The sequence below is a fragment of the Mesorhizobium sp. WSM3868 genome, from assembly GCF_002294785.1.
Taxonomy (GTDB): Bacteria; Pseudomonadota; Alphaproteobacteria; order Rhizobiales; family Rhizobiaceae; genus Mesorhizobium.
This window is the reverse complement of sequence record NZ_NSGB01000005.1, coordinates 136,700-163,230: the sequence shown is the minus strand read 5'-3', so window position 1 is coordinate 163,230 and position 26,531 is coordinate 136,700. Positions and strand designations below refer to the sequence as shown.

The following is a 26,531-nucleotide window of genomic DNA, read 5'->3' as shown; positions in this document are numbered from 1 at the left end:
CGGTCAGGCCTCCTTCAGGACATCGGCGATCTTGCGCATCTGCTCGCCGATCATGTCGCACTGCTCCGCTGTCGACTGGCTCATCGCCTTCTCGATGAGCGCCATATGCACTTTCAGCGCCCGCATCAGCAGGGCCTCGCCGGCTTCGGTGAGGTTCAACCGCAGCACGCGCTTATCCTTTTCGTCGCCTTCGCGCCGCAACAGGCCGCGGGCTTCCAGTTGCGGCAACAGCATCGTGATGTTTGAGCGGCCGACCAAGAGCTTGCGGGCAAGGTCGTGCTGCGACATCCCGGGATGACGGTAGAGGTTCATCAGCACGTCGAGCTGCGCCGGTTTGAGGTCGAGCGGCGCCAGCTTCACCGCCAGCGTGCGCTCCAGCACATGGCAGGCGCGCGCCACCGCAACCCAGTTGCGAAAGCGCGGATTGTCCCAGGGCAGCTCTTGCTTAATGTTCATGTTTGAACTATTATGTTCATGCTTGAACGAATGGTTGGACCGACACTATGGCATCATTTGTATTGAAGGTCATCCGAGGCGTCTTCGGCGCGGCCGAGCATGTCGCGCCGCGTCTCAGTGGCCGCGCCGCGTTCGAATTGTTCTGTCGCACGCCAAACGTCAAGGCCTTGAGCGATGGCGAGCGCCGCGCGGTCGAGCGCGCTGCAGGCTTCATGGCCGAGGCGCGCCATCACCGGCTGAAGACGAAGGCGGATTGCGTTGCGGTGCATGAGTTCCGGCCGGGGCCGGGCAGGGGCTCCCGCGGCACCGTGCTCGTCATCCATGGCTGGCGCTCGCGCACCGAATACATGCGAACTCTGATCGATGGGTTTCGCGACGCCGGCTACAAGGTGGTCTCGCTTGACCTGCCGGGCCACGGCCATTCGCTCGGGCGACATCTCAATATGGTGACCGCGGTCGACGCCGTGCGAGTCGCAGGCGAATGGTTCGGCCCGTTTGCCGCCGCTGTCGGCCATTCCTTCGGCGGCGCTGTCGCGGCCAATGCGGTTGCCGCTTCAGTGAAAGGCATGCCGCCGCTTGCGGCCGAGAAACTGGTTCTGATCGCGGCGCCGAGCTCGCTGCCGGCGATCTTCGACGATTTCAGCCACCGGCTCAATGTCGGGCCGCGCTCCCGGGTCGCCATGGCGGATCGGGTGAAGCATTTGTCAGGACGGCCGCTCAGCGATTTCACGGGCGACCGCCAGCTCGCCGAGGCTCCGGTGCCGACGCTGATCATTCATGCGCCTGACGACCGCGAAGTCCATGCCGATCACGCAAAACGGTATGCGGGAGCCGGCGATCATGTGAGCCTGCATTGGGCCGAAGGGCTTGGCCACCGCCGCATCCTTGCCGACAAGGTTGTGGTCGCGCGCGCCGTGCGCTTCGTCGCCGAGGAACGCCAACCGGCGCTGCATTGAGAATTAACGCGGGAGAGGCCTGCTGCCGTCTTCCGTCCGGAGTTGCGAATGGCTCAGTCGGCCTTCTTCTTCTGCCCTGGCTCGACCGGCAGGCCGGCAGCCTTCCAGGCTGTGTAGCCGCCAAGGATGTGTTTGACCGGCGCGAGACCCATGTCCTGCGCCGTCTTGGTCGCCAGCGCCGAACGCCAGCCGCCGGCGCAGAAGAAGACGAAGGTCTTGCCGGAGGCGAAGAACGGCTTGTGGTAAGGGCTTTCGGGGTCGATCCAGAATTCGAGCATACCGCGCGTTACATGCTTGGCGCCGGGAATTTTGCCGTCGCGCTCGACCTCGCGGGGGTCGCGCAAATCGACGAAGATGGTGCCGTCATCCTCCAGGAGCCCGGCCGCTTCCTCAGGCGAAACCACCTCGATCTCGGCATTCGCCTCGTCAAGAAGTTCGCGATATCCCTTCCTCACTGCGCATCCTCCAGGCCATGGCTCGCGCCCGCCGGAATTTCGATCACAAAGACCGCTGTTTGTCACGGGCCGATGTTTGTCAGGCGGGAAGGCCGGTCATGGTGGCCCAGGCCGCATGGCGCCAACGCCTGATTGTTACCGAGGCCTCTGAAACCGGGAGCCGCCCTGCCGCATTGTGTCTCACACGGATGTGAAACTGTTCTGCAACACGGTCGCGAAAATTTATGGAAGCTTAACGGAATCAGTATGAATCGGTACAGTCGCGCATTACATCCGCCATGCGGAGGGCGGGACCGTCTAGCGGCGCGGAACGGGAAACCGGTTTCAACCGGTGCGGGTGAAGCATGAAAATCCTCGGGAACAAAAAGGCCGTCATGCCGATCGCGATCGCGGCGGCACTTGCCTTCGGCCAGCAGCCGGCGAGCGCGCAGGGGCTGTTCGACATGCTGTTCGGCGGCGGCATCCGGCACAATTCCCAAGGAGAATTTCCGCCGCCGCCAAAGCCGCGCAAGGTGCAGCCTGGCACAGGCGGTAGCGTCAGGATCAGCAGCCCGACCTACAATACCTACAGGGCCGACAAGCTTGTGCGCGTCGACTTCAAGTCGCTGCTGCCCGCCCCGCCGCCCGCGACCGCGCAAGATGCTGCCTTTGTGCCCTCCGTGAGCGGAAGCGCGTTCCGCGATGCGCTGGCAGGCCTGAGCGATTATGAACTCTTTGCCGAGCCCGATATCGCCAAGGCGCTCATCGCCTACTATTCGGCCAATCCGGATTTCATCTGGGTGACAGGGGATGCACCCAACAGCAGGGCGCAGGATGCCGTGCGGGTGCTTGGCGAAGCGGCGAGCTACGGCCTGACGCCTGCCGATTACTCCGTCGATGTTCCGGCGGCGGCCACGAATGCCGCCTTGCCCGAAGCGCGGACCAAGGAACTGGTTCGCTTCGAGATGGCGCTATCGGCGCGCGTGCTGCGCTACGCCCATGACGCCCAGAGCGGCAGAGTCGATCCGAACCGCATGACCGGCTATTACGATTTTCCGGCCAAGCCGCTCGATCTCGAAGGCGTGCTGAAGACGCTGGCGCACACGCAAGAGGTGCGCACCTATCTCGAATCGCGGCACCCGCAGAACCCTGAATATCAGGCGCTGCGCGTCGAGTTGGAGTCGCTCCGGGCAAGCGAGGAGAACGAGATCGTCGTCGATCCGAAGCTGCTCCTGAAGCCCGGTGAAAGCAGCCCGGAACTGCCCAAGCTTTTGACTTTGATCGCGCGCAACCTCGATGACGAGATGGGCGGTGACTTCGGCGAGACCCTCGCCCGGCTCGGCAAGAGCGAGCTTTACGATCCTGACCTGGTGCCGGTGATCAAGGCGGTGCAGAAGCGGGCCGGCATGAAGGGCGACGGCGTCATCGGCCCGCGCACCGTCGCCTCGCTCGCCGGAACGTCCAAGGCCGACAAGGTCGAGAAGGTCATGGCGGCGCTTGAAGAGCTGCGCTGGCTCCCCTCCGATCTTGGCAGCCCGCGCGTCTTCATCAACCAGCCGGCCTTCACCGCAAGCTACATCGACAATGGCGAGGAGAAGCTGAAGACCCGCGTGGTCATCGGCAAGGTCACCAACCAGACCGCATTTTTCTACAACCAGATCAAGCAGGTCGACTTCCACCCCTATTGGGGCGTGCCGCAGTCGATCATCGTCAACGAGATGCTGCCGAGGCTGCGCAGCGATCCGGGCTATCTGGACCGTGCCGGCTATGAGGTGACGGATTCCAGCGGCAGGCGAGTTCCCTCTGCGGCGGTGGACTGGGGCGCCTACGGTGCCAAAATCCCGTTCAGCGTGCGCCAGCAGCCGAGCGAGGCCAATGCGCTTGGCGAGTTGAAGATCCTCTTCCCCAACAAGCACGCCATCTACATGCACGACACGCCGCAGAAGTCGTTCTTCGGGCGCGACATGCGCGCGCTGAGCCATGGCTGCATCCGCCTGCAGGATCCGCGCGGCATGGCGGCCGCTGTGCTCGGCACGTCGGTCGACGACATCGCCGAGAAGCTGAAGCACGGTCATTCGACCGAGAATGTCACGCGCGTCATCCCGGTCTATGTCGCCTATTTCACCGCTTGGCCGGACATGTCCGGCAAGGTCGAATATTTCGACGACGTCTACGATCGCGATTCGAAGCTGATGCAGGCGCTGGATGCGACCGAAGCGGTGCGCGCACCGTCAACCTAAGCGCTCGATGAGCGGGCGCCTGAAACCGGCGTCACGTCCGGCAATGAGCCAATAAACGAAACCGGCCACCAGCCCGGCCGCGACGATGATGCCAAGGTCGGCCCAGCGTTCCGGATCGTGCGGCGCGTCCCGAGAGAGCAGCATGAAACCGGCGGCCGCAACCACGCCGCCGGACAGCATATGCAGCCAGAAGCTCCGCAACGAGAAGACCTCGGCAATAAGCGCAAAGATCAGAGTCGGCATGCCGGTCGCCACAATCGTCAGGAAATAGACGAACATGCCAAGCGGCGGCACGACCAGCACGGCGACGGGCGTGAACTGCATCAGCTCGAAATAGCTTGGGGCGTTGGGCAGCGAGCTCAGCGCTGCATAGATCGCGACCAACGCGACCAGTCCGACGAGCACCGCGACCAGATAGCCGGCGAGCACCATCAGGATGCGCTTTAGAACGTAGCCAACCATTGCCATGCACCCCCGTGCCCGCAATCATGGCGCGCAGTCAGCCATCAAACGTGCATCGACGCAAGTCTCGGATAGGGAGGCGCGGCCCAGCTGCGGGCGGCCGTATCAGGCGTTACTTCGGTTCGCCGGTGACCGGATCGTAGGTGATTTCGACCTTGGCCTTGTCGGTCGTGTAATAGGTGACGGTATAGCCGTCGCTGCTCCAGCCGACCTCCTTGATATACTGGAAGTCGCTCCGCTTCTCGACCTTGGTCAGGATTTCCGAGAGCTTCTTGGCATTTTGCGGCGGCAGCGCTTGCGCTTCGGCCGCGAAAGCCGACCCGCCGACAAGGAAAAACGCGATACCGCTTGCCAAAAGAACACCGCGCATGACTGCCCTCAATCTCTCGTGGTGGCATGAACGCGCTGACAACTCGAATCCTGGCCCGTTGGTTCCGCCAACGGCGGGCAACGCCTTGCTCCACAGTTGGTCCGTCACGCCCGGCGCGACCTCTATGCGCGAAAGCTTAAATAAGTAAAACGGCGCGAATCCAACAAGTAAGGAGGCTTCTGCAACATCGGACTTCAGGTAACGAACGACTAACCATGGCTTGCGCCGAAACCGCCTTCCATTAGCTGTTCGTGGTAGAGCTTTTGGCCAGACCCTGTTAGAGTCCCGGACCAACAGGGTGGCAACGGCGCGCCGAGCCTGCCGGGGATCTTCCATCGGCAAACGGCGAAGTGTTTTTGGGAGCGGAAGTCGCCTGTTCTGGACCGAAAACAGGGACCGGGGGCTCAACCATGGCTGAACGGAACTATACCCGTCAGCTTGCGACAATCATTTCTATCGACGCCGTTGGTTTTTCGCGGCTGATGGGCATCGACGACGAGCGCGCCGTCGCGGCCTTCGAGGAAAGGCGCGATATCATCACCGACAGCTGCGGCGCCTTTGGCGGCCGCACGTTTGGTGTTGCCGGCGACAGCATCATGGCCGAATTCGGCAATCCAATCGAAGCCTTGCGCGCGGCGTTCGATTTCCAGGACCGGATCATGGCACTCAATGCCTCGGCCGCGGATGAGATGCGCATGCCGTTCCGGGCCGGGATCAACACCGGAGACGTCATCGTCCGCGAGGGCCGCCTCTATGGCGACGACGTCAACATTGCCGCGCGCCTCCAGGAATTCGCTCCGCATGACGGTCTAGCTATCTCAGAGACGACCTGGCACCACGTAAAGGACAAGACGGCGGCGGTTTTCACCGATCTTGGCGAGTTCATGCTCAAGAACATCGCCCTGCCTGTACGTGTGCTGATCGCCGGACGCGGCGGCAACGGCGCGGCGATGGCTGCGCCCCTGGCCGCCATCCCTACCGCTCCCGTCCATGACAGGCTCGCATCGAAGGGACCGCCGGCAATCGCGGTGCTGCCGTTTCACGGCAGCAACGGAGGCGAGCCTGACGTCGGCTACATGGCCGACGGCATTGCGGAAGACATCATCTACGGCCTGTCCAACACCCGCTGGCTCTCGGTGATCGCGAAGGGCTCCAGCTTCCAGTTTCGCGACGACCAGCTCGGAACCAGGCTCATCGGCAATGCGCTTGGCGCGCGCTACATCGTCGGCGGCACGCTGGCGCGCCACAGCGGCCAGATACGCCTCAACGCCTCGCTGACCGACACGTCGAACGGGCGCCTGGTCTGGTCGCAGCGCTTCGACCGCGACCTCATCGACATCTTTAGCCTGCGCGACCAGATCGGCAGCGAGATCGTTTCGATCCTCGACAAGGAGGTCGACCGAGCCGAGCAGGTGCGCACCTTCCAGGTGCCGTGGGAAAGCCTCGAGACCTGGCAGCTGGTGCGGCGGGGCCGCTGGCACATGAACAGGCGCACGCGCAAAGACACCGAGATCGCGCTCGAATTCTTCGAGAAGGCTTACCAGGAAGATCCGAATTCCAGCGCCGTGCTGAACGAGCTGGCATGGTGGTATTTCTGGCGGGCATGGCTGCGCTTCGGCGACAGCGACGACCTGGCCAAGGTCGAAGAATTTGCGCGCAAGTCGCTGTTGATGGACAGCCTCGACGCGCGGCCGCACGCCTATCTCGGGGCGGCCGACATCATGCGCGGCCAGCCGGCATCGGCGGCGGAGCATCTGGCCGAGGCGATCCACATCAATCCGAGCTTTGCCTTCGCCCGCTCGGCAATGGGCAGCGCGCGGCTGCTGCTTGGCGATGCCGCCGGCGCGATCCCGTTCTTCCTGGATACCGAGCGGCTGAGCCCGTTCGACCTCTACCGCTTTCACAATCTGGGCGAGCTGGCTGCCGCATACTGTTTGGTCGAGGACTGGCCGGCGGCAATTGCGGTTGCCGATCGCTCGCTCAACCTTTCGCCGGGCTATTTCTACGCCAGGTTCCTCAAAATCGGCGCCTTGATGCGGAGCGGCCGTCTTGAGGAGGCCGAACGCGAACGCGCCATTCTGGCAACCAGGCATCCCGATTTTTCCGAGCAGCGGATTCGCTGGATACCGTTCGTCGATCCTGCGAAGAACAACTTCCTGATCGCGAATTTCGGCCAGGCCAAGTCCATCGCATGATTGCTGGAACCGAACACCGATGATTGTGAAAAAAATCACATACGCCGGACCGAACCAAACCTAGGCCAGACAATAGCCGGCATCGCAGTGACGTGGACAGCCGGGGGGCTCGAACGCGCATGATCAAGTTGAAGTATTTCGCTGCTGTCCGCGCTGCCCAGAAGAGCCAGCGCCCTGTCGCCGAAATGCCGCCCTTCGATATCGACCGGCTCCGCGCCAAGGGGCTTGCGTCCCGTATCGCCGGCTTCCTTTTCAACGACCCGCGCTGGCTGCTGGCGCTGCTGCGCCGCTTCTGGCCGAACCTGGCCTTCGGCAATTTCCTGCTTGTCACCAAAGGCGTCGATGTGCGCGACATTTTGGAGCGCGGCGACGAGTTCGAGACACCGTACGGGCCGGAAATGGCAGAACTGGCCAGGGGATCGAACTTCATCCTCGGCATGCAGGACGGGGCCGCCTACCGGCAAATGAAATCGGCCGTGCTGAGCGCCTTTCCGCCGGCGGAAGTCGAAGCCGCCGTCAGGCCGATCGCCGAGCGTCATTCGCGCGACATCATGACCCGGGCCAGCCCCGGCTTCGACGCCATCGGCGGGCTGATGAAGATCGTTCCGGTACGCATCTGTCGCGACTATTTCGGCCTCGAGATCGACGATGAAACCGAATTCGCCGACTGGTCGATCGCGCTCAGCGCGCTGTTCTTTTCCGATCCGACAGCGAGCCCAACGACACGTCAGCTCGCGATCGTCGGCGGCGATCGTCTGATCAAGGTCATCGACCGCTCGATTGCCGCGATCAGGGAAAGGGGAGGGAAGGACGAACGGCCGCTGGCCCGCCTCGTCGCGCTCATGGATCAAGGGCGCCTATCGCAGCCCGATATCCATTCGATCATGCTCGGTATGATTGCCGGCTTCGTTCCGACCAATGTGCTTGCCGGCGGCAATTGCCTGGACGTCATCCTGTCGCGGTCAGATGCAAGGCAGGCTGTCGACGCAGCCATTGCAGCGGGCGATACCGGCAAACTCGATAGGGCGATCCTGGAAGCCATGCGCTTCAAGCCGATCTGGGTCGGCCCGTGGCGCTACACCGCCCGTGACGCGGTCATCGGACAGGGCACCCGGCGAGAGCGCCTTGTGAAGGCCGGAACGGTCGTCATGCCGGCGACCCTTTCCGCCATGTTCGATCCCGAAATCGTGCAAAGGCCAAACGAATTCGACACCTCGCGGCCTCATCGCGATTACATGGTGTTCGGCCACGGCATTCATCTATGCATCGGGGCCGAGATCGCCCGCATTCAGATCGGCGAATGCGTTCGCGCCCTGTTTAGCAAGCCCAAGCTCCGCCGCGCGCGTGGCAGAGCCGGCAAGATGGTCAATGTCGGCGCCTATCCGGCCAGCCTCAAGGTCGATTTCGAGCGCTCGCCGCTTTGCCGCACGGTCGACCAGTCGATGGTCACCGTGGTTTGCCCGATCAGGCGTGCAGTGCCGCTGGATGCCGTGCGCGACAAGGTCGGCGCACTTGGCAACCCGGCGATCGACGAGGTGGGCGATGCGCTCGACAATGTCGGCACGGTCCACTTCGCCAGCCTGGCTGTCGCCGCCACCGGCAGGGACGAGAAATCGGACCTCGAGACGGGCGCGCTCGTACTCGAAATCTCCGGCGACGGCAGCACCGACGATGTCATCGGTGCCATCACGCAGGCCATAGGCCACCGGCTGCGGCCGATCTTCAGGGCCGTATGCGGTCTGCCCGACGACGCTTCGCTGCAGGACTTCCTGAAGAAGCATCACATCGAGATCTCGCCGTCCTTCGGCAGCACGGCAGGGCTGGTTTTTTCCGGAACGCCTGGCCATTCGGTGCGCCGCATCCTGGCCGAGGCAGAGCTCGCCGACAGCGTGCGCGAGATCGTCGAAAAGCCGCGCGCGGGTACTGGCAACGCCCCTGCTGTGCTCACCGAGGCGCGCCGGCATGCCCAGTCGCTAGGACAGTTCGGCTGGGCCTTCGAGCCGGCTGAGAGCCTGCTGGAGCGGCCTCCGGGCCGCTGGTGGCGAGCCTTGACGACGACGCTGCTTGCGCCGGCTGTGCTCGCCACCGTCGCGATCGTCATACTTGCCTGCTGGCGCATGACCTATGTGCTCGTGTTCGGCAATCCGCACGGTGTCACCTTCACCAACGTCGCAATTGCCGGCACCGCGCTTCTGCTGGCGGTGCTGGGGCTGCTCGCGATAGCCCTGCTGTTCATCGGCTTGTGCTTCCTTAGCCTGCGGCGCCTCGAGGACAAGGACCGGCCGCAGAACACGCCGGTCGATCTCGGCGCGCTGGACAGAATCCTCGCCAATGAGGACCACTGCGCGCAAAACCATCTCACCGCGATATCGACGATGAAGGCCGGCACCTTGCGGCGACTGGCGCTGAGGCTTTCCTTCTACCTAATCTCGATATCGGCGCAGAAAGTGTTCAAGCCGGGGTTCCTCGCCACCATAAACACCATTCACTTCGCCCGCTGGGTGCTGCTGCCGGGCACCGACAAGCTGATGTTCTTCTCCAACTATGGCGGCAGCTGGGAAAGCTATCTCGAGGACTTCATCGCCAAGGCCTCAGAGGGCCTGACCGGCGTATGGAGCAACACGGAAGGCTACCCGCGCACGCGTTGGCTCTTCCTCGACGGCGCGCGCGACGGGGACCGCTTCAAGCGCTGGGCGCGGCGTCAGCAGGTGCCGACGCTGTTCTGGTACTCTGCCTATCCGCATCTCAACACCGCGCGCATCCGTATCAACTCGAAGATCCGGCGCGGCATTGCTTCCGCCACCGGCAGCGAGGCCCGCAACTGGGTGAGCCTGTTCGGCTCGCTGCAGCGGCCGCAGGCAAGGCCGGCTGCAACCGTCGGCCGTGAACCGGCGCCTTCGCCCGTGGAAGAACTGGAAGCCGGCGAGATCCAATCCATTTTCTTCGGCCCGTTCGGCGCGCTTGGCCACGCGCATATGCTGGCGATCCGGGTGCCGGAAGAACTGCCGGCCATGCAACGCAGAGCGTGGCTGGACTTCGTCATCGACAAGACCAGTTTCGGCGACGGCGTGCCGGCCGGACGCGCCATGACGGTGGCCTTCGGTCCCGACGGTTTGCGCCGTCTTGGGCTGAAGGGCGGCGTCGACGACGATCCGCTGGACACATTCCCAGCTGCCTTTCGCCACGGCATGGGCAATCCAGAGCGCAGCCGCATCCTCGACGACACCGGCCCCGATGCGCCTGACAAATGGCAGTGGGGTTCGGCCACGGCGCCGGTCGACGCAGTCGTCATCTGCTACGCCGCGGAGCCGGCGGTACTGAAGGGGGAGGTTGCGGCCGCGAAGCGAAAGACGACAGGCGCAGGGATGAAGATCGTTGCCGAATTGCCGCTTGTCGTGAACCGCGAGCCAAAGAAGGACGGTGGGACAACGCAACATGCCGGCAACGACGGCAAGCCGGAGCGCGCCCGCGCCTACGAGCATTTCGGCTTTGCCGACGGCGTCTCGCAGCCGATCGTCAGGGGTACGTCGCGCGCCAGCAAGGGTGCCGCGCCGATGCACCTGGTCGCGCCGGGCGAGTTCCTGTTCGGCTATCGCGACGAGCATGGGTTCTATCCAGCCTCGCCCTCCGTCCGGGCAGCACAGGATCGGACCGGCATCCTGTCTCAGGTGCGGCGCAACCGGCAGATCCCCGGTCAGCCCCCGCCGCCGCGCGATTTCGGCCGCAACGGCTCGTTCCTGGTCGTGCGCCAGTTCGAGCAGCATGTCGAGTTATTCGATGACTATTGCAAGCATGCCGCCGCGCGGGCTGCGCGCGAGACCGGCGACAACGCCATCACGCCGCGCTGGGTCGCGGCCAAGATGCTCGGCCGCTGGCAGGACGGCAGTTCGCTGGTGCGCAACCCCGATGGCCGCCCGGGTCGTGGCGTCGACAACGACTTCGCGCTCGGCGCCGAGGACCCGCAGGGGCATCGCTGTCCGATCGGCTCCCATATACGCCGTTCCAATCCGCGCGACTCGCTTGGCGAGGATCGCGAGACGCAGATCAGGATCGGCAAGCGCCACCGCATCCTGCGCGTCGGCCGCACCTATGTGAAGAAGGACCGCAGCGGGAAGGTCGAGAAGGGGCTTCTCTTCATGTGCCTCAACGCCGACATCGAACGCCAATACGAGTTCATTCAGCAGACCTGGGTCTCGTCGAGCTCGTTCCAAGGCCTTGTCGGCGAAAAGGATCCGACGATCGGCGCGCGCGACGGCGGCGGCCGATTCTCGATTCCGTCCTGGGAAAAGGTGACGGTGCTCAGGGACATGCCGCAATTCGTCACCACGAAAGGCGGCGGCTACTTCTTCATGCCGAGCCGGTCCGCGCTGCGCTACCTGATTTCGCGGCTCTGATTCGGGTCAGAATCGTTCAGTCGTCGTCCTGCGAAGCGGCGATGTGGTTCAGCGCGGCGGCATTGGTGATGCGCAGCCCGCCGCGTTTGATGTCGATCATGTGCCGGTTGCGCCAGTCGTTGAGCGTCTTGTTGACCGACTCGCGCGTCGCGCCGAGGAATTCGCCGAGTTCCGATTGCGAAATCGGGATCCAGCCGGCGGGGTCGGCCATGACGCCGCTGAGGAACACCAGCCGTTTCGCCAGCCGGGCCTCGATGCCGAAGAAGGCCTGGTCGCCGAGTTCGCCGCTGACCCAGCGCAGCCGCGTGCACAACAGCTCGATCATGGCGCGCGCCAGCGGTGAATTTTTTTCAATGCGATCAAAGAGTTGCGCGCGACTGAGGGAAACCAGCTCGCATGCGGTGAGGCAGATGGCGGTAGCCGTGCGCGGGCGTCCGTCGAGCGCGCCGATCTCGCCGATCAGGCTGCGCGACAGCTCGATATTGGCCACCAGCTTCTGCCCGCCCGGTGAATAGAGCGAAATCTCGACCGTGCCGCTCATCACGCCGTAGATGCGGTCGGATGCGTCCTCCTGGACGAACAGGTGCTGACCGGCGGCATAACGTTCGACCTTGCAGCCGCCGAACAGCAAATCGAACTGGCGCGGATCGATCCGCGCCAGACGCGGCAGGGTCCTCCTGTCGTCTGCGCTGGCTGTGGACATGATGCGGTTCCGCCTCTCGTTGAGCGGAAATTGTATGACAAGTGCATGCTCGATCAAGGCCTGTCTCCTTTGGTGCGATTGCGGCAACACACGACGGCCTTTGTAGATCGGGCGCCAGACGTGCGCTGCCGGCATCAAATTGTCCGGCAACTGTCCCTTGCAGCGGGAAACCGGAGCGCGCTGGCGAACGCGAACCGAACTACGAAACGCCGTTCGCGCGCGTGGTGGGAGGCGACCGACGCGCGCGAACAGCAAATCTGAAAATGGCTAGGTGATCGAAACTCCCTGCCGAGCTTTCAGGCCCGGAGGCCGTTGGAGCCCATGCATTGAAGCAGAAGCCAGTACCACCGGTGCAATATCTGTGCGCGATGCCTCCGCGGCGTATGTGAAGGCGATCACAGAAGCGTCGCTATTGTCCAGCAGCGGCTTGCCGCCACCCTGCATGGACCAGGCCGACGACCCCGACCGAACTCAGCGCCTTCGAATGCAATGTCGGCAACAAGGGCAGCGGCCCGGCTGTCGACACCGCCCGCAGCAGGCACCACACTGCGGCAGTGCTTCAAAAGGCAATTGCGGAAAATCGAAAACCGATCTATGGAGCACGCGGCTGATTGAGGGCGGCTATCCATCCTATTTGCATAGGTTCGCTGCCCCATGCCCGATAACTTCTCGCGTGTAATCGCATTTCTTGCCGTGGTTATGGCCCTGCTGTTTGCCGGGCTGCATTTCCATCAGGGCAACATCATAGCCACGCTCTACTTCATGACCGGCGCCATTCTGGTGACGGGAGTAACGCATTTGAATGTGCGCCGAGGCCTGATCTAAGCGGCCTCCCGGACGCGAGCTGCCCCACTGCACGACATTGAAGAGGTTCATCGCGGCCGGATCATCCAACTTTCGGGAAGTTGGATGGTGGGCGATGCAGGGATTGAACCTGCGACCCCACCCGTGTGAAGGGTGTGCTCTCCCGCTGAGCTAATCGCCCGCTCGTTGCCCGAAGGCCGAAGCGAGCCGCGATATAAGGGAGGCGGGTGCGCTAAGTCAAGGCAATGTGCCGACGTTATCCTGCGGATCGATCTCAGGTTCCTGCCGGTTCGATCTGGGCAGGCGCTCAGCGCGCCGCCGCGATCAGACGCTGGGCCAATTCCGGCGTCAGCGTGTCGAAATGCGAGATCACCAGCGTCGGTTCGAACTCGCGCACATGACGATCCGTATAGCCGAAATCGACCGCCACCACCGGAATGCCGGCCGCCTTGGCGGTGTCGATGTCGGTCTGCGAATCGCCGACCATTAGGGCATTGTGCGGATCGCCGCCAGCCAGTTTGATGGTTTCGGTCAGATGGCGCGGGTCGGGTTTGCGGAAGGCAAAAGTGTCCTGGCCGCAGATCGCGGCAAAGTATTTGTCGAGACCGAGCGCGCCGATCAGCGTCGCCGAATTCGCTTCATACTTGTTGGTGCAAACCGCCATCAGATAACCGGCGGCCTGGAAGTGGTCGAGAGCCGCGACCACGCCGGGATAGGGGCGGGACTTGCCTGGAATGTTGATCGTGTAGTGGTCGAGGAAAAGCTTCAGCAGCCGGTCGTGCTCTTCCGCCATCAGCGCCTTGTTTTGCGCCGCATGCGCGCGTTCGATCATCACGCGGCCGCCATGGCCGACGTAGCGCTTGAAGCCGGCTTGGTCGACCGCGGCAAGCTCCGCGGCCGCCAGGCTGTGGTTGAGGCTGTCGAGCAGATCCGGCGCAGTGTCGATGAGCGTCCCGTCGAGGTCGAACACGATGATCGGTCGGGTCATGGCCAGTCCTGAATAATTGAGGTTCCGCAGCCGATACAAGCTGGGCGGTGGTCAAGCAAGCCGCCTCCATCGGTCCACAGGCAGAGCCTTTGACGGGACAGGCAAAAATGCTAGGAGGCGCGCCAAACCATGGAAATCGGGGACAGGAGCGGCATGGACGCAAGGCAGTTGAAGGTCGAGGCCGCGCGTGCGGCGCTCGCCCATGTCAGCAGCGGCATGCGGCTCGGCATCGGCACGGGCACGACCGCCGACGAGTTCGTCCGGCTGCTCGCCGAAAAGGTCGCGACCGGCCTCAGCGTCATCGGCGTGCCCACATCCGAGCGCACCGCGGCACTCTGCCGCGAGCTTGGCGTGCCGCTGTCGACGCTCGAGGAAACGCCGGAGCTCGACCTCACAATTGACGGCGCCGACGAGATCGATCCCGCGCTAACGTTGATCAAGGGCGGCGGCGGGGCGCTGCTGCGCGAAAAGATCGTCGCGGCGGCGTCGCAGCGCATGATCGTGATTGCCGACCGGTCCAAGATGGTCGAGACGCTCGGCCGTTTCCCGCTGCCGATCGAGGTCAACAAGTTCGGCCTGCGCGCAACCGAGATCGCGGTCGGCGCGGCGGCGGCAAGCCTCGGCCTTGCCGGCCCGGTGACATTGAGGATGACGGGGGGGCAGCCATTTGTTACAGACGGCGGCCACTTTATCCTCGATGCATCTTTTGGCCGCATTCCGGATACAAGAGCGCTTTCGAATGCTCTCTTCGCCATTCCAGGCGTCGTCGAGCACGGTCTATTCATCGGGCTGGCGTCAACCGCCGTCATCGCCGGCGGCGACGGCATCCAAACCGTCCATGCCGCCCGAAAACCAGGGAGTTCTATCGACCATGATGTTGCATAAACGGGTTCGCCGCCTTTCGACCATTCTGGCGGCCTCAGCGGTGCTTGCGCTGTCCTCGCCGGCGTTTTCGCAGGATATCAGCGAATCGCATCTGAAGGCCGCACGGGCCGCAGTTGCGGCTATCCACGCCACCGACCCGTTCGACAATATCCTGCCGCAGGCAGCGGCAGCGCTTGAGAACCAGCTGATCCAGAAGAATCCCGACATGCAGGAACTGATCGGCAAGACGGTCACCGAAAAGGCCATGGGCTTGGCGGCGCGCCGCGCCGACCTGGAGAAGGAGGCGGCGCTCGCCTACGCCAAGGTGTTTTCCGAAAAGGACCTCAACGATATCGCCACTTTCTACAGCTCGGAAGCCGGCAAGAAGCTGCTCGACAGCGGCCCGGCGGTCACGCGCGACCTGGTGAAGGCGGCCGACATTTGGCAGAACGGTGTCGCCCGCGACCTGGCCCAGCAGGTCGGCGAAACGCTCGCCGCCGCCGCAAAGGCCGCGGCTCCGGCCAAGCCTGCGAAGGATGCGGCCGCTCCTGCCGACGGGTCCGCTCCTGCCGATAATTCGGCGCCTGCAGACGACCAGGCTCCCGCCGACAACTCGGCCCCTGCCGACAATTCGCAGAACTGATCCGTTTCAAGCGGCCGACGGCCGACTGGACCAGAAGAGCCCGGGTTTCCGGGCTTTTCTTTTGCCTGCTGTCCGCCTACCTGTGACACACTTCCATTGCGCAGGAGTCCTTTCGATGGCCGGTTACGACTATGATCTCTTCGTCATCGGCGGCGGCTCCGGCGGGGTGAGGGCGGCCCGTGTGGCTGCCTCGCTCGGCAAGCGCGTCGCCATTGCCGAGGAGTATCGCTATGGCGGTACTTGCGTCATCCGCGGCTGCGTGCCGAAGAAACTCTATGTCTATGCCTCGCAATTCCCCGAACATTTCGCCGATGCCGCCGGCTATGGCTGGATGGTCCCCGAGGCAAGCTTCGACTGGCCGACGCTGGTCGCCAACAAGGACAAGGAGATCGCCAGGCTGGAGGCGATCTACAAGAGGAATGTCGAAGGTGCGGGCGGCGAGGCCTTCCATTCGCGCGCCGTGCTGGTCGATCCGCATTCCGTCTATCTCACTGCCGAAGACCGCATCGTCAGCGCCGACCAGATCCTGATCGCCACGGGCGGCCGTCCGGCTCCGCACCCGGCGCTTTCCGGCCACGAATACTGCATCTTCTCCAACGAGGCCTTCGATCTCAAGGAATTGCCGAAGGCGATCATGATCGAGGGCGGCGGCTATATCGCCGTCGAATTTGCCAACATCTTTCATGGACTGGGCGTCGACACCACGCTGGTCTACCGTGGCCAAGAAATTCTTTCGCGCTTCGATATGGACCTTCGCCGCTCGCTGCACGAGACAATGGAGAAGAAGGGGATCAGGATCCTCTGCCGTTCGATCTCGGAATGGGTGCGCAAGACCGCTGAGGGCAGACTGGACGTGCTGCTCTCCAGTGGCCAGACGCTGACCGTCGACCAGGTCATGCTGGCGATCGGCCGCATCCCGAACACGGAGAATATGGGATTCGAAGGCATCGGCGTGGAGCTCGGCAAGACCGGCGCGATCATCGTCGATGAATTTTCCCGCACCAGCATCGACAATATCTGGGCGATCGGCGACGTCACCCACCGCGTGCAACTGACGCCGGTGGCCATCCACGAAGCGATGTGTTTCATCGAGACAGCCTTCAAAGGCAATCCGACAGCGCCAGACCATGATACCATTCCGACGGCCGTGTTTTCGCAGCCCGAGATCGGCACCGTTGGCCTATCCGAGGACGAGGCGGTCAAGCGCTTCCCCGACATCGAAATCTATCGCGCGTCTTTCCGTCCCATGCGGCACACGCTGTCGGGCCGTGACGAAAAGATGCTGATGAAGTTGGTGGTCGACGGCGCGTCGCGGAAAGTGCTCGGTGCCCATATCCTGGGACCTGACGCCGGCGAGATGGCGCAGCTGCTCGGCATTCCGCTGAAGGCGGGGCTGACCAAGGACGATTTCGACCGCACCATGGCCGTCCACCCGACAGCGGCGGAGGAGCTGGTCACCATGTACAAGCCGACCTATCGCGTGAAGAACGGCGAGCGCGTTTGAAGCCAGTTGGGAAGGCGCCGCCGGCCATGCCGGCGGCACGAAGTTTCTTGGCTAGAGGAGCGTGCCGCGCAGGATCACCAGAGCCACCGAGAAATAGATCACCAGCCCGGTGACATCGACCAGCGTGGCGACGAACGGCGCCGAGGCGCTTGCCGGATCGAAGCCGATCCGCTTCAGCGCGAAAGGCAGCATCGATCCCGACAGCGAGCCGAAGGTCACGATGCCGACCAGCGCCGCGCCCACCGTTGCCGCGATCAGCATCCAATGCGGGCCATAGTCGTAGAAGCCGAAATACTCCCAGAGCGCGATGCGGCAGATGCCGACTATGCCGAGGATCGAGCCGAGCACCAAACCGGTCGGCAGCTCGCGCAAGGCGACACGCCACCAGTCGCGAAGGCCGATCTCGCGCAGCGCCAGCGCGCGGATGACGAGCGAGGTCGCCTGCGAGCCGGAATTGCCGCCCGAGCTCATGATCAGCGGGATGAAGAGGGTGAGCACGATCGCCTTCTCCAACTCGCCCTCGTAGCTCTGCATGGCGTTCGCCGTGAGCATCTCGCTGAGGAACAGTGCGCATAGCCAGCCGGCCCGCTTCTGGATCATGGCGAGAAAGCCCATCTTCATATAGGGCTCGTCCAGCGCCTCCATGCCGCCGAAACGATGAACGTCTTCGGTCGTTTCCTCGACCATGGTGTCGATGATGTCGTCGATGGTGACGATGCCGAGGATCTTGCCGTGATCCACAACCGGCAGGGCGAGCAGATCGTATTTGGAGATCGTCTGCGCCAGCGTTTCGCGATCGGTCAGCGGCGTGACCGTGACCGGCATGCGATCCGGCGCCACCGACAGGATCGAGTCCTGAGGCTCGCCGGTGATCAGCCGGCGCAAGCCCGTCGCCCGCAGCAGGAGCTGCGTCTCCTTGTCGGTGATGTAAATCGCATAGACGGTCTCGCGCGTGCGCTCGACTTTGCGGATGTAGTCGAGTGTGCGGCCGACGGTCCAGTCCGAAGGCACGCTGACGAACTCGGTCGTCATGATCGAGGCGGCGCTGTCTTCGGGATAACCGAGAATCGAAAGCAGCGTCGCGCGCAGCGGTGGGGCAAGCGCGCCAAGCAGTTCCGAGCGCGCAGGCTCATCGAGCTCGCGCAGGATGTCGGCTGCGCGGTCGACCGACATGGCGGTGAGCAGCTTGCCTGCTTTCGCACGCGGCAGGGCTGCGGCGAGTTCCGGCGCGCTTTCGAGCTCCGGCTGGTCGAAGATTTCGACCAACCGCTCGAACGGCACCGCGCAGAGCAGCTCGATGGCCGTCTCGCGAGGTTCGCGGTTGAGGGCTTCGACGACGTCGGCGACGTGGTCGTTGGCAAGAACACGGGCAACGGCGACCGCTTCGTCGTCCAATACGGATGCGAATTCATTCATGGCTCACTCCTTGCCGTCCGGCAGGACGTGAGCCGTCAGGTCACGTCAAGGCGGACGGCGGTTGCGTTCGACTGTGACTGTCGCCAGGCATGGCGGGTTTGACCTTTCTGCTCGCGGGGTAGCGCATGACCCCCCGAAAATCGGCTTCGATTTTCGGAAAGGCGCATGGCGCAATTCTAAGATTCTACAGCGACCGCGTCCGAAGGACGCGTGCCGCAGGTTGGAAACCTGCGAGCGGGCGCAACATAGGAGCGCGTTTTGCCGAGTCAATCGCGACGAGCGCTGAAAATGAGCGAAGCATTGCCGGATCGCGAGACTGTGATCGACAGTGGCCGCTGCCGAGGCGACGGACCAGGGCTGGGCTGATTGCTATTTCTGCTTGAGCCGCCGGAAGCGCAACCATTTGTCCTCGGCCGGCCGGGGCTGCGCGAGGATCGTCGTGAGCTCGCGCGGCAGAGCGGGAGCGAGCGGCTTCTTGGTCGCGACGCCATCGGAGATCGCCACGACGCTATGATAGAATTCCTCTCCGGAAAGCGACCGCGGCGGAACGGCCTCGTGCATCACGCTGATCACGGTTACATCGGGGCAATTGACCTTGATCGCTTCGTGGAAGGCGATCTTGCCTTCGGGGTCGAGAGCGCCGGTCGCTTCGTCGAGGAAGAGCAGTCCCGGCTGCTGCAGGATGATGCGGGCTACCACCAGCTTCTGCTTCTGCCCGCCTGACAGGACCTGATCCCAGAGCTTGCCTTCGCGGCTCTCATCGGCCAGGTGGCCGATGAATTCGCCGAGTCCGGCCTTGTGCAGCGCGGCCGCCACCAGCACGTCGGTGTGATCGTTTTCCGAACCCGGCAGACAGACGAGCTGCTTCAGCGAGACCTGCTGCAGCTTGACCTCCTGGGCGGCATAGAAGCTCGTCACCCCTTCCGGGAACACGATGGTGCCGCGACCATAGGGCCACAGACCATTGATTGCCTTGATCAGCGAGGTCTTGCCGCAGCCGGACTCACCCTTGAGGAATGTCCACTCGCCGCGGCGGAAGCGCAGGTTGGCGGCGCTCAGGAAGGGCGTCGCATCCTCGCCCTGATGCGCCAGCTCCAGCTTCTGGATGGTCAGGCCGAAGACGGGATTTTGCGTGGCATAGCTGAAGTCCGAGCGGCCGGTCTGGCGATAGAACTCCTGCGGCTGCTGGACGTTCTCGATGGCGCTGGCGAGCTCGGTCACACGCTGGCTGTTGGCTCTAAGCGTGGCGATCGCGGGCATAACATGGATGAACCACGAACACTGGCTGATCAGCTGCGCGACCATTTCGGAGCCGGTTATGTAGCCCTTGAGATCGAAGCCGTTGTGAATGAAGGGCACGAGACCGGGTCCGTAGGAAACGATGCGGGCGCCGATGAAATTGTAGATCAGCTCGAACGACATGTAGCTGGTGTTGACGACGTTCAGCCGCCCCCAGGTCTTGTCGATGTCGACATAGAGCTTGTCGTGCATCGTCTTCTGCACATCCTCGCCGTGTGAGGCGGCGACGTGGAAGCTGCGGCGCAGGAAGGTCGTCAATTCGCTGCGATAGCTGCCCTCGGCCTGTTGCATGCGGATGTTGAGACGTTCGAGCAGGCCGCCGAGCTTCACCGCAATCCAGGTGTTGAGCGGCACGTAGGTCGCGACCGCCAGAAAGGCCAGCACGGCACTGCCGTAGCTGCCGAGGAACTCCAGCCCTTTGACCTCCACCGAGGCCCCGATCAAATTCTCGCCGACGAAGTAAAGCGAGGTCGCCACGCCCAGCACGCCCATGGCGAGGCCGATGGCGCCGCCCGTCATGTCCTTGATCGATTCCTGGATGCGCTGGTCGATGTTGTCGGGAGCGACGATACCGCCGGCAACCGAGCCATGCTGGGCATGGAAATGGGTATGGTTGCCGTCGAGCAGCGCCCGGTTGAATTGGCTGTTCAGCCAGCCCCGCCATTTGCGATGCAAGGTTGCGGAAACGAGATTTCGCACTCCGGTGAAGCCGGCGTCCTTGAGCACGACCAACAGCACCAATATGCCGGCATTGGTAAGAAGCGTCTGGAGCGGATTGATATTGGCGGCGTCGTGGAAGAAGGCGATCGAATTCACCAGCTCGCCCGATGCCATGGCAAACCACACGCCGGCCTTGCTGGAGAGCGCTGTCAGCAGCGCGATGACGAGGGTGAGGGTCCAGGCTTCCTTCCACCGGTCGGAGAACCAGTAGGCTCGCATCAGCCCCCAGAATGTGCGCATCGACGATACCGGCGTCAGGCGCGAGGGCCTTGCCGCCTCGCTGGATGTTTGCTCCGGTACTGTACGTCGCGGTCTACCGACCCGAATCACGATCCCGCCCGAACCTTTCCTGTTTTGTTACACATGGTAACACCAATTGATCATTTTCCATTAATTTTCTTCCTCCGAATGGGAACAGGGTTACCGGCCGTGGCATGAAGGCAACAGAAAAGCTTTGCCGGCTGATATCTATCGGAGGGGAATTCGTATTTTGTTTCAGCCGTTTGGGAACAGAGTTTCGGCTGGAAAGGACTTTCCCCTAGGGAAGCCAAAAACACGGTTTTGTGAAGGAATATTCAGCCCGATGCGCGGCTGGTTCACGGTTTAAGGGGCTCGAAAAGTGCCCGTAAGGAGACCTAGCTACCTCGAATCAACCGCCGTGGACCGTGTTTGGTCGGGGAATGTCTTGCTCTCAGCAGTCATCACGGGCTTCCGCGTCCGCTAGGCGGAGGGGTGATGCGAACTTGGTTTAGCCCGCCGTTTCGAGCTCACCGCGCGCCTTGGCCGCAGCGACCTGGCGGATAGCATCGGCCAGCGTGTCGGCGTCCTGCGCGCCCATAACGGCATATTTGGCTTCGAGCAGGAAACAGGGCACGCCGGTGATACCCATGCGCGAGGCGGTGGCGATTTCGTTGCGCACCGCCTCGACATCGGCATCCGTGGGCAGCAGCGTCTCGACCACGGAACCGTCCATGCCGGCTTCGCGGGCGGCGTCGGTTAGGACGGCATGGTCGCCGAGATTGGCGCCTTCCTCGAAATTCAGCTGGAAGAGGCGTCGCACCAGCCGGTTCTGCACGTCCTCGCCGGCAGGCCCCGCCCAACGGATAACGCGGTGGGCGTCCAGCGTGTTGGGAGCGACCTTGATGGCGCCGAAGGCGAAATGGATCCCTTCCGCCTCGCCGAGCGGCTCAATGCGCGCATGGATCTGCTGGATGCGTTCCTCGCTGCCGAATTTGCCCAGCATGTATTCGCGGCGATCCATGCCGCCTTGCGGAATGGTCGGATCGAGCTGGAACGGCCGCCAGCGCACGTGCACGTCCATATCGCCGGCAGCGGCGATCGCCCTGTCCAGCCGCTTCTGGCCGATGAAGCACCAGGGACAGACGACATCCGACACCACATCGATGGTGATCGAGTTCTCCGCGCTCATGCTCGTCTCCTTGCTTGGTCGGTGTCAGGCGGGGGATCGCGTCAGTTGGGCTTTCGCCACCATGTCGGCAGCTGATAGCCGAATATGGGCGTCTTTTGCGGATGTTCCAGGTAGCTCCAGTAAGCCAGCCACTGCTGCGTGTTGTATTGCATGGGCACCATGTAGTTGCCCGATATCAGCAGCCGATCGAGAACGCGCACCGCGGCGACATAGTCTTCCTTCGTGCGCGCATTCAGCATCGCGTTGATCGCCGCGTCGACCGCGGGATCGGCGACGCCGGCCAGGTTGAATGAACCCTCCTGCTTGGCGGCGACGGATCCCCAGCGTCCCATCTGCTCGCTGCCGGGCGAGAGCGAATTGTTGAAACCGCTTGTGCCGATCAGTACCTCGAAGTCGAAGCGCTGCTTGCGCGACTGGATTTGATCGCCGTCGAGGCCGCGGATGGTTACATCGATGCCGATCTTCTCCAGCGTGCGCTGATAGAGAGCCGCAAGCCGCTCCTCGTCCTGCGATGACGTCATGATCTCGAAGCCAAAGGGATTGCCTTCAGGGTCGCGCATCCGGCCGTCCTCTACGTGATAGCCAGCGCTTTTCAGGAGCTCGAAAGCCGCTCGCAGCACCTTGCGGTCCTGGCCGGAGCCGTCGGTGACCGGCGGCCGCCAGGTTCCGTCCATCACCTCGGCAGGGACGCGGCCGGGGTAGGGGGCAAGCAGCGCCTTCTCCCGCTCGTCGGCGGGATGGCCGAGCGCGGACAATTCCGAGTTCTGCCAGAAGCTCATGGTTCGATTGAACTTGCCGGCGAACAGGTTTTTGTTGGCCCATTCGAAGTCGTAGAGCATGCCGAGCGCACGCCGCACGACCGGATTGGAAAACTTCGGCAGCCTGGTGTTGAACAGGAAGCCCGTCACCACCGGCGGAATACCGGTGTCGAAATATTCCTGCTTCACATCACCCTTGCGAAAGGCCGGGAAGTCGATATCGCGGTCGCGCTTGACCGGATCGGTCTCGTCGTCGAGGGCACAGATGCCTTTCTTGAACGCTTCCGTCTTGGCGTTGGCGTTGAGGAAATACTCGATGGTGATCTGGTCGAAATTGTCGAAGCCGCGCTTCGATGGGATGTCCTTGCCCCAATAATTGGGATTGCGCTTGAACACGATGCGCTGTCCAGGCTGCACCTTGTCCACGGTATAGGGGCCGCTGCCGGTCAGCGGCTTCAGCGTGGTCTTGTCGAAAGTCTCCTTGTCGAAGGCGTGCTTGGGGATGATCGGCGTCAGCGCGACGATCAGCGGAAATTCGCGATTGGCCTTTTCGTTGAAGGTGAACTTCACGCTGTGGTCGCCGGTCTTCTCCAGCGTGGCGATCATGCTCATGCGATCGCTGTAAGGCGGGCGGCCCTTGTCCTTGAAGACATCGTAGGTGAACAGCACGTCCTCCGGCGTCACAGGCTGGCCGTCCGACCATTTGGCCTTGGGATTGAGGTGGAACTCGATGCTCTTGCGACCCGGGTCCATGTCGGCGCTGTCGGCGAGCAGGCCGTAGAGGCTGAAGGGCTCGTTGTAGTTGCGCTGCATCAACGGCTCGAAGACCAGGTTGCCGTAGACCGTGTCGATCATGCCGCGCGCGGTGGTGCGCAGGCTCTTCAGGATGAAGGGGTTGAGATTGTCGAAACTGCCGACGACGCAATAGGTGACGCTGCCGCCCTTCGGCGCATCGGGATTGACGTAGTCGAAATGCGTATAGTCCGCAGGCAGCGCCGGCTCGCCCTGCATGGCGATGCCGTGCTTCGGTTCCGACAAAGCCGGAAGCAGCGAGAGGGCCAGAAACGAGGTCGCGGCGATCAGCCGAACGAGAACGCGGTCCATGACCGTCTCCTTGCCGGGCAGCTTGGTGATTCGACATGCACCCTAGAGCATTTCGCTCCCCGATTGAATCGGCGCACGCCGGTCGCTTGGTTCAGTCGGCGCATCGCCGATGGAGGTTCGTCCAGGGCAGGAGAAGCGGCAAGAAAACGCGGAAACCGGGCTGGATTCGGCGTCGCTGGCAGTGTAACACGCGCTCCGAAGTCATGCTGTTGCCTCATTTGGGCAACAGGTAGCGGGACCACACGGCAGGAAGAAGCCGGTCCCCGGGATCATTTGAGAGGAAAGTGCACCATATGACGAGCAACGCGTATCGCCTTTCGGTGCTGGCCGCAGGCGTGGTCGGCGTTCTGGGCGCCGGGCTTTTCACCGCTTCCGCCCAGCAGCCGCCGCAGATTCCGCAGGGCTGGTTCAAGGCCTGCACCAAGCAGGAAGACGTCGATATCTGCAACGTGCAGAACATCGTCACCGCCGGCAATGGCCAGCTCGTCACCGGCGTCAGCCTGATCGAGCTCAAGGGCAAAGTGAACCGTAAGGTGTTCCAGGTGACGGTGCCGACCGGCCGTCTCGTTCCTCCGGGCATCGGCCTGCAGATCGATTCCGGCAAGGCGCAGAAGCTCGACTATGTGATCTGCTTCCCGGATCGCTGCGTGGCCGAAGTGCCGCTGACCGACCAGCTTGTCGCGTCTTTCAAGAAGGGCCAGCAGATCACGCTCACCTCGGTCAATTTCCAGAACCAGCCGAACCCGATAAAGGTTGCGCTGACGGGCTTCAGCGGCGCCTATGACGGCCCGCCGCTGCAGCAGTCGGACATCGAGGACCGCCAAAAGAAGCTGCAGGACTTCGTCGCCAAGAACAACCAGGACTTCGCCAAGAAGCTTAAGGAAGAGCAGGACAAGGCGAAGACCGCCAACTGATTGTTGGAGCGTTTCTCCAGCATGCAAAAAGCGGGGCAGGCGCCCCGCTTTTTTGTTGTCGCTTGTCCAGCCGTCAGTGTTTCGAGTGACCTTTCGGCTCGTAGCGCCCGTCGGGCAGCTTGTCGAACATCTCGCCGATCTGCGGGTGCCGCACCGGCTCGCCCGACCGATCCTCGAGCAGGTTCTGCTCCGATACATAAGCGATGTACTCTGTCTCGGAGTTCTCGGCGAGAAGGTGATAGAAAGGCTGGTCCTTGCTTGGACGCATGTCCGCCGGGATCGCTTCATACCATTCTTCGGTGTTGGCGAATTGCGGATCGACGTCGAAGATCACGCCACGGAACGGAAACAGCCGGTGGCGAACAACTTGTCCGATCGCGAATTTGGCCGTCTTCATCGCACTCACCACTTCGGTCCCGAGGCGCCGCAGCGGCTTGCGCGCACAGGGCGCCTAAGGTCTTGAATCTACACGTCACGCGCTCAAAAATCGACCCCGACTTTCGGCTTGGTACGATTTGGCGCAGACGTTGCTCCAATGCAATGCTTTACCGACGCCCTGGCCACCAAGCTACCTATCAGCAGGCGCAATCCTCGGCCGAAAGCGGTAGTTTGCAAATGTGCCTCAGCGCGCGGCCTGTTTCCTGAAGCCGCCGGCGAGCGCCCGAAACCCGCTTCCCGGCCGCAGGCCTTCGCGCATGAAGAAGGCGCGCAGCGGCGCGAAGCTGCCCAGCACGTTGAGGCCGGCGCTGCGCGCAAGCTGCGCCGGGAGCATGTCGGATAGCAGCGACATGTTGAGCAAGTTCACCGCACTGCTGCGCGCCAGGATGTCCGGACGGCGCCGCGTGTCGTAGGCGGCAAGGCTCAGCCTCGACCCGGGATCGTCGCGATTTTCGCTGGCGATTCCAATTAGATCGTCGATATCCCTGATGCCGAGATTGAGGCCTTGTGCCCCGATCGGCGGGAAGACATGAGCAGCCTCGCCGACAAGCGCCACACGGTTTTGCGCGAACCGACCGGGCGAGGCCGCCGAAAGCGGGTAGACTTGGCGGCCGGGCTCGACCGAGACCCGGCCGAGCATGGACTGCATTTGCTCTTCGACCCGAACAGACAGCGTGGCATCGTCGAGCGCGGCCAGTTCCTGTGCCGTTTCCGGCTTCACCACCCAGACGAGACTGGAGCGCTTGCCCGGCAGCGGCACCTGCGTGAACGGCCCGGTCTCGGTATGGAATTCGGTCGAGATGAAGCCATGCTCGCTGCGATGGCTGAAATTGAGAACGAGCGCCGACTGAGGATAGGGTCGGGCGGAGGCTTTGATGCCGGCGGCCTCGCGCGCCGGCGACAGGCGCCCGTCGGCGGCAACCGCCAGCGATGCCGAGACCTCACTGCCATCGGCAAGGCTCGCATGTGCGTGGTCGGCGTCGAGCCGCCAGGCATCGACCATCGACTTTCGCCACTCGATGCCGGGATTTGCGGCGACCTTCTTGGCAAGCACCGGGATCAGGATTTTGTTCGGCAGGTTGAGCCCGAACTGCTCCTCGCCGATTTCGCTGGCGCGGAAGGTGACGGTCGGGCTGCGGATCAGCCGGCGTGTTGCGTCGACGATGCGCATCATTTTCAGCGGCGCCGCCTGCGGTCTGAGTTCGGCCAGCACGCCCAGGCGGTCGAGCACCTTGAGAGCAGGGTTCATAAGGGCGGTGGTGCGGCCATCGCCGCCGGCGGCCTCGGGGCCAGCCAACGTCACGGCAAAGCCTGCCTCGGCAAAGCCGAGTGCCGCGATCAGGCCGGCCGGGCCGCTGCCGGCGATCAATATTCGGGCTTTGTCACTCTGCTCCACGCCAGGCTTCCATGTTGATGGCGGCCCGTCGGCCTGCATGCGGT

Annotated in this window: 21 protein-coding genes and 1 tRNA gene; 9 read left to right on the top strand and 13 right to left on the bottom strand. The window is 63.2% G+C overall.

Features of this window, described 5'->3' with window-relative positions; all coding sequences use genetic code 11:
* Positions 1-3: 3 nt before the first annotated feature.
* Positions 4-456 (bottom strand): MarR family transcriptional regulator, encoded by a 453-nt coding sequence (locus CK221_RS10710; protein ID WP_095777691.1) that lies wholly within the window; start codon positions 454-456, stop codon positions 4-6.
* A gap of 47 nt (positions 457-503) precedes the next feature.
* On the opposite strand from CK221_RS10710, the gene CK221_RS10705 reads away from it, so the two are divergent.
* Positions 504-1,412, top strand: a complete 909-nt coding sequence (locus tag CK221_RS10705; RefSeq protein WP_095777690.1) for an alpha/beta hydrolase — start codon at positions 504-506, stop codon at positions 1,410-1,412.
* Between the two features lie 53 nt (positions 1,413-1,465).
* Here the strand turns inward: CK221_RS10705 and CK221_RS10700 are convergent, their stop codons facing one another.
* Entirely contained in the window at positions 1,466-1,867 is a 402-nt protein-coding gene (locus CK221_RS10700; protein ID WP_095777689.1) for a rhodanese-like domain-containing protein, read from the bottom strand.
* A gap of 344 nt (positions 1,868-2,211) precedes the next feature.
* Here CK221_RS10700 and CK221_RS10695 point away from each other — a divergent pair, with 344 nt between their 5' ends.
* Positions 2,212-4,086: a murein L,D-transpeptidase gene (locus CK221_RS10695; RefSeq protein ID WP_095777688.1), complete on the top strand. Its 1,875-nt coding sequence runs from the start codon at positions 2,212-2,214 to the stop codon at positions 4,084-4,086.
* Here the strand turns inward: CK221_RS10695 and CK221_RS10690 are convergent.
* Both CK221_RS10690 and CK221_RS10685 read right to left on the bottom strand, forming a co-directional pair.
* A complete protein-coding gene (locus tag CK221_RS10690) occupies positions 4,078-4,518 on the bottom strand; it encodes a hypothetical protein (protein ID WP_245430611.1) in 441 nt (146 codons plus the stop codon). The genes CK221_RS10695 and CK221_RS10690 overlap by 9 nt on opposite strands.
* 142 nt (positions 4,519-4,660) lie before the next feature.
* Positions 4,661-4,918, bottom strand: coding sequence for a PepSY domain-containing protein (locus CK221_RS10685; RefSeq protein ID WP_066989847.1), 258 nt, complete (start codon positions 4,916-4,918; stop codon positions 4,661-4,663).
* 410 nt (positions 4,919-5,328) lie between these two features.
* Between CK221_RS10685 and CK221_RS10680 the strand changes: the two genes are divergently transcribed.
* Positions 5,329-7,113, top strand: a complete 1,785-nt coding sequence (locus CK221_RS10680) for an adenylate/guanylate cyclase domain-containing protein (protein ID WP_095777686.1) — start codon at positions 5,329-5,331, stop codon at positions 7,111-7,113.
* A gap of 119 nt (positions 7,114-7,232) precedes the next feature.
* Positions 7,233-11,507: a cytochrome P450 gene (locus CK221_RS10675; RefSeq protein ID WP_095777685.1), complete on the top strand. Its 4,275-nt coding sequence runs from the start codon at positions 7,233-7,235 to the stop codon at positions 11,505-11,507.
* 16 nt (positions 11,508-11,523) lie between these two features.
* Here CK221_RS10675 and CK221_RS10670 read toward each other — a convergent pair whose 3' ends face one another.
* The gene (locus CK221_RS10670; RefSeq protein ID WP_095777807.1) at positions 11,524-12,210 is read right to left on the bottom strand and encodes a Crp/Fnr family transcriptional regulator; all 687 of its coding nucleotides are present in this window, start codon (positions 12,208-12,210) and stop codon (positions 11,524-11,526) included.
* A 654-nt stretch (positions 12,211-12,864) separates the two neighbouring features.
* Here CK221_RS10670 and CK221_RS30205 point away from each other — a divergent pair.
* Entirely contained in the window at positions 12,865-13,035 is a 171-nt protein-coding gene (locus CK221_RS30205; RefSeq protein ID WP_164746760.1) for a hypothetical protein, read from the top strand.
* A gap of 85 nt (positions 13,036-13,120) precedes the next feature.
* Here the strand turns inward: CK221_RS30205 and CK221_RS10665 are convergent.
* Positions 13,121-13,195, bottom strand: a tRNA-Val gene (locus CK221_RS10665).
* 126 nt (positions 13,196-13,321) lie between these two features.
* A complete protein-coding gene (locus CK221_RS10660) occupies positions 13,322-14,002 on the bottom strand; it encodes a phosphoglycolate phosphatase (protein WP_066989841.1) in 681 nt (226 codons plus the stop codon).
* A 153-nt stretch (positions 14,003-14,155) separates the two neighbouring features.
* On the opposite strand from CK221_RS10660, the gene rpiA reads away from it, so the two are divergent.
* From rpiA to gor, 3 genes are all read left to right on the top strand, one after another.
* Positions 14,156-14,887, top strand: a complete 732-nt coding sequence (gene rpiA, locus CK221_RS10655; RefSeq protein ID WP_095777684.1) for a ribose-5-phosphate isomerase RpiA — start codon at positions 14,156-14,158, stop codon at positions 14,885-14,887.
* Positions 14,874-15,509: a DUF2059 domain-containing protein gene (locus CK221_RS10650; protein ID WP_095777683.1), complete on the top strand. Its 636-nt coding sequence runs from the start codon at positions 14,874-14,876 to the stop codon at positions 15,507-15,509. The genes rpiA and CK221_RS10650 overlap by 14 nt, the downstream gene beginning before the upstream one ends.
* Before the next feature lie 115 nt (positions 15,510-15,624).
* Positions 15,625-17,013: a glutathione-disulfide reductase gene (gene gor / locus CK221_RS10645; RefSeq protein WP_095777682.1), complete on the top strand. Its 1,389-nt coding sequence runs from the start codon at positions 15,625-15,627 to the stop codon at positions 17,011-17,013.
* Between the two features lie 51 nt (positions 17,014-17,064).
* On the opposite strand, the gene mgtE is transcribed toward gor, so the two are convergent.
* The 4 genes from mgtE to CK221_RS10625 all read right to left on the bottom strand — a co-directional run bounded on the left by mgtE (position 17,065) and on the right by CK221_RS10625 (position 23,739).
* Positions 17,065-18,429: a magnesium transporter gene (gene mgtE, locus CK221_RS10640; RefSeq protein WP_095777681.1), complete on the bottom strand. Its 1,365-nt coding sequence runs from the start codon at positions 18,427-18,429 to the stop codon at positions 17,065-17,067.
* 369 nt (positions 18,430-18,798) lie between these two features.
* A complete protein-coding gene (locus CK221_RS10635; protein WP_066989828.1) occupies positions 18,799-20,688 on the bottom strand; it encodes an ABC transporter ATP-binding protein/permease in 1,890 nt (629 codons plus the stop codon).
* Positions 20,689-21,196: 508 nt separating this feature from the next.
* Positions 21,197-21,877, bottom strand: a complete 681-nt coding sequence (locus CK221_RS10630) for a DsbA family protein (RefSeq protein ID WP_095777679.1) — start codon at positions 21,875-21,877, stop codon at positions 21,197-21,199.
* A 41-nt stretch (positions 21,878-21,918) separates the two neighbouring features.
* On the bottom strand, positions 21,919-23,739 hold the full coding sequence (locus tag CK221_RS10625) for an extracellular solute-binding protein (RefSeq protein ID WP_095777678.1): 1,821 nt from the start codon (positions 23,737-23,739) through the stop codon (positions 21,919-21,921).
* Between the two features lie 284 nt (positions 23,740-24,023).
* Between CK221_RS10625 and CK221_RS10620 the strand changes: the two genes are divergently transcribed.
* On the top strand, positions 24,024-24,653 hold the full coding sequence (locus CK221_RS10620) for an invasion associated locus B family protein (protein WP_095777677.1): 630 nt from the start codon (positions 24,024-24,026) through the stop codon (positions 24,651-24,653).
* 73 nt (positions 24,654-24,726) lie between these two features.
* Here CK221_RS10620 and hspQ read toward each other — a convergent pair whose 3' ends face one another.
* Both hspQ and CK221_RS10610 read right to left on the bottom strand, forming a co-directional pair.
* The gene (hspQ, locus tag CK221_RS10615; protein WP_066989816.1) at positions 24,727-25,050 is read right to left on the bottom strand and encodes a heat shock protein HspQ; all 324 of its coding nucleotides are present in this window, start codon (positions 25,048-25,050) and stop codon (positions 24,727-24,729) included.
* 225 nt (positions 25,051-25,275) lie between these two features.
* Positions 25,276-26,487: a UbiH/UbiF family hydroxylase gene (locus tag CK221_RS10610; protein ID WP_066989936.1), complete on the bottom strand. Its 1,212-nt coding sequence runs from the start codon at positions 26,485-26,487 to the stop codon at positions 25,276-25,278.
* Positions 26,488-26,531: the final 44 nt, after the last annotated feature.